The organism is Mucilaginibacter pocheonensis (assembly GCF_031456535.1).
Lineage (GTDB): Bacteria > Bacteroidota > Bacteroidia > Sphingobacteriales > Sphingobacteriaceae > Mucilaginibacter > Mucilaginibacter pocheonensis.
Window position 1 is genome coordinate 1 of the sequence record NZ_JAVDUU010000007.1, and the last position, 3,140, is coordinate 3,140.

The 3,140-nt window shown below is 49.1% G+C and carries 1 rRNA gene; it reads right to left on the reverse strand.

Going from position 1 to position 3,140, the window contains the following annotated elements:
* Positions 1-52: 52 nt before the first annotated feature.
* A 23S ribosomal RNA gene (locus J2W55_RS25705) occupies positions 53-2,929 on the reverse strand.
* Positions 2,930-3,140 lie beyond the last annotated feature (211 nt).

The following is a 3,140-nucleotide window of genomic DNA, read 5'->3' on the forward strand; positions in this document are numbered from 1 at the left end:
ACGAGTATTGCTACTCATCACGCACTTTTCACCACTCACCATATTACCTGCTATGAGAAAGCTTCGGGCAATTAGTATTACTCGGCTTTGATGTCACCACCTTTATACCTGTAACCTATCAACGTAGTAGTCTGCTACGACCCTCAATGGAAGTCTCATCTTGTGGCTAGTTTCGCACTTAGATGCTTTCAGCGCTTATCTATTCCCAACGTAGCTACTCTGCAATACAGCTGGCGCCATAACAGATTCACCAGAGGTTAGTCCAACCCGGTCCTCTCGTACTAAGGTCAGCCCCACTCAAACTTCCTGCGCCCACAACAGATAGGGACCGAACTGTCTCGCGACGTTCTGAACCCAGCTCGCGTGCCACTTTAATGAGCGAACAGCTCAACCCTTGGGACCTTCTCCAGCCCCAGGATGTGACGAGCCGACATCGAGGTGCCAAACCTCCCCGTCGATATGAGCTCTTGGGGGAGATCAGCCTGTTATCCCCAGCGTACCTTTTATCCTTTGAGCGATGGCCCTTCCATGCAGAACCACCGGATCACTATATCCGTCTTTCGACCCTGCTCGGCTTGTCTGCCTCACAGTCAAGCAAGCTTATGCTATTGCACTCCGCGTACGGTTACCAAGCGTACTGAGCTTACCTTTGAAAGCCTCCGTTACCTTTTTGGAGGCGACCACCCCAGTCAAACTACCCGCCAAACAATGTCCCCCGTCTTACAGGGTTAGACACCAAATACAGAAAGGGTGGTATTTCAACGTTGACTAACCAACTCCTAGCGAAGCTGGATCACAGTCTCCCACCTATCCTACACATCCTGTATCCGATATCAATGTTAAGTTGTAGTGAAGGTGCATGGGGTCTTTCCGTCCCGTTGCGGGTAACCGGCGTCTTCACCGATACCACAATTTCACCGAGCTCATGGCTGAGACAGCGCCCAGATCGTTACACCATTCGTGCAGGTCGGAACTTACCCGACAAGGAATTTCGCTACCTTAGGACCGTTATAGTTACGGCCGCCGTTTACCGGGGCTTCGATTCAATGCTTCGCCTTGCGACTAACATCCCCTCTTAACCTTCCGGCACCGGGCAGGTGTCAGGCCTTATACGTCATCTTTCGATTTTGCAAAGCCATGTGTTTTTGTTAAACAGTCGCCTGGGCCTTTTCACTGCGGCTGACATTGCTGCCAGCGCCCCTTCTCCCGAAGTTACAGGGCCATTTTGCCGAGTTCCTTAGCCATGATTCACTCGAGCACCTTAGGATTCTCTCCTCGACTACCTGTGTCGGTTTACGGTACGGGTTTTTATAACCTGAAGCTTAGCGGGTTTTCTTGGAAGTCTGATTACCTGAACTATCTCGTCCCCCGAAGGTTTCAAGTACTATCAGCTTTCAGCAAGCTCTGCGTACTTAACTACAGAACCTATACCTACGGCCTTTAACGAACTATTCCGTCAGTTCGCGTCAGTGTCACTACTCCGTCACCGCATCGCAGTTATAAAAAGTACTGGAATATTAACCAGTTGTCCATCGGCTACGCCATTCGGCTTCACCTTAGGCCCCGACTAACCCTGATCCGATTAGCGTTGATCAGGAAACCTTAGTCTTTCGGTGGGCGGGTTTCTCTCCCGCCTTATCGTTACTTATGCCTACATTTGCTTTTCTATAACCTCCACAGTCGGTTGTCCCTCCTGCTTCGCCGGCATATAGAATGCTCCCCTACCAGATGCATTGCTGCAAATCCATAGCTTCGGTATACTGCTTGATGCCCGTTTATTATCCATGCCCGATCGCTCGACTAGTGAGCTGTTACGCACTCTTTAAATGAATGGCTGCTTCCAAGCCAACATCCTAGCTGTCTGTGCAATCGGACCTCGTTAGTTCAACTTAGCAGTAATTTGGGGACCTTAGCTGATGGTCTGGGTTCTTTCCCTCTCGGCCCTGGACCTTAGCACCCAGAGCCTCACTCCAGCGTATATTATTCAGCATTCGGAGTTTATCTGGATTTGGTAGGATTTGACTCCCCCGCACCCAATTAGTAGCTCTACCTCTGAATAACTCAACCGCCAGGCTGTTCCTAAAAACATTTCGGGGAGTACGAGCTATTTCCCAGTTTGATTAGCCTTTCACCCCTACCCACAAATCATCCGGAAACTTTTCAACGTTTATCGGTTCGGTCCTCCAGTACCTGTTACGGCACCTTCAACCTGTCCATGGGTAGATCACAAGGTTTCGCGTCTACCTCCCCTGACTATACGCCCTATTCAGACTCGCTTTCGCTTCGGATCCGTGTCTTAAACACTTAACCTTGCCAGGGAAGAGTAACTCGTAGGCTCATTATGCAAAAGGCACGCCGTCACCACGAATGGCTCCGACCGCTTGTAAGTACACGGTTTCAGGTTCTATTTCACTCCCCTGTTCGGGGTTCTTTTCACCTTTCCCTCACGGTACTGGTTCACTATCGGTCTCTCAGGAGTATTTAGCCTTACCGGATGGTGCCGGCAAATTCCCACAAGGCGTCTCCGACCTCGCGGTACTCAGGATACCACTATCCTATTATTACTTACCCGTACGCAGCTCTCATGCTCTATGGCCGGGTTTCCCACCCCGTTCCGGTTCATTTTAATATTCATGTTGTGGTCCTACAACCCCCATTATGCCGTAACATAATAGGTTTGGGCTTCTTCCATTTCGCTCGCCACTACTCTGGAAATCACTATTGTTTTCTCTTCCTCTGCTTACTTAGATGTTTCAGTTCAGCAGGTTAGCGCATTTATGCAATTAGTCTTCAACTAATTAGGTTTCCCCATTCAGAAATCCGCGGATCAATTCATATTTGCTGATCCCCGCGGCTTATCGCAGCTTATCACGTCTTTCATCGCCTCTGAGAGCCAAGGCATCCCCCGTGTACCCTTTCTTACTTTCTTCTACTATACCGCTTTTGCTCGGTATGTATGCTTTTTTGATCTGGTTGCCGTGTTTTCCTTTACCTGTTATCTGCCTCCGGTTGCCCGGCGCCTATAACTGTAATCTCTAACAGCCAACAACCGTCTCTATACTGTTGTCTTCTCTTTTTCAATTACTTCTTCCAATATGTCAAAGAACTTTACCCCATCCCAATTAAATGGTCATTTGCAT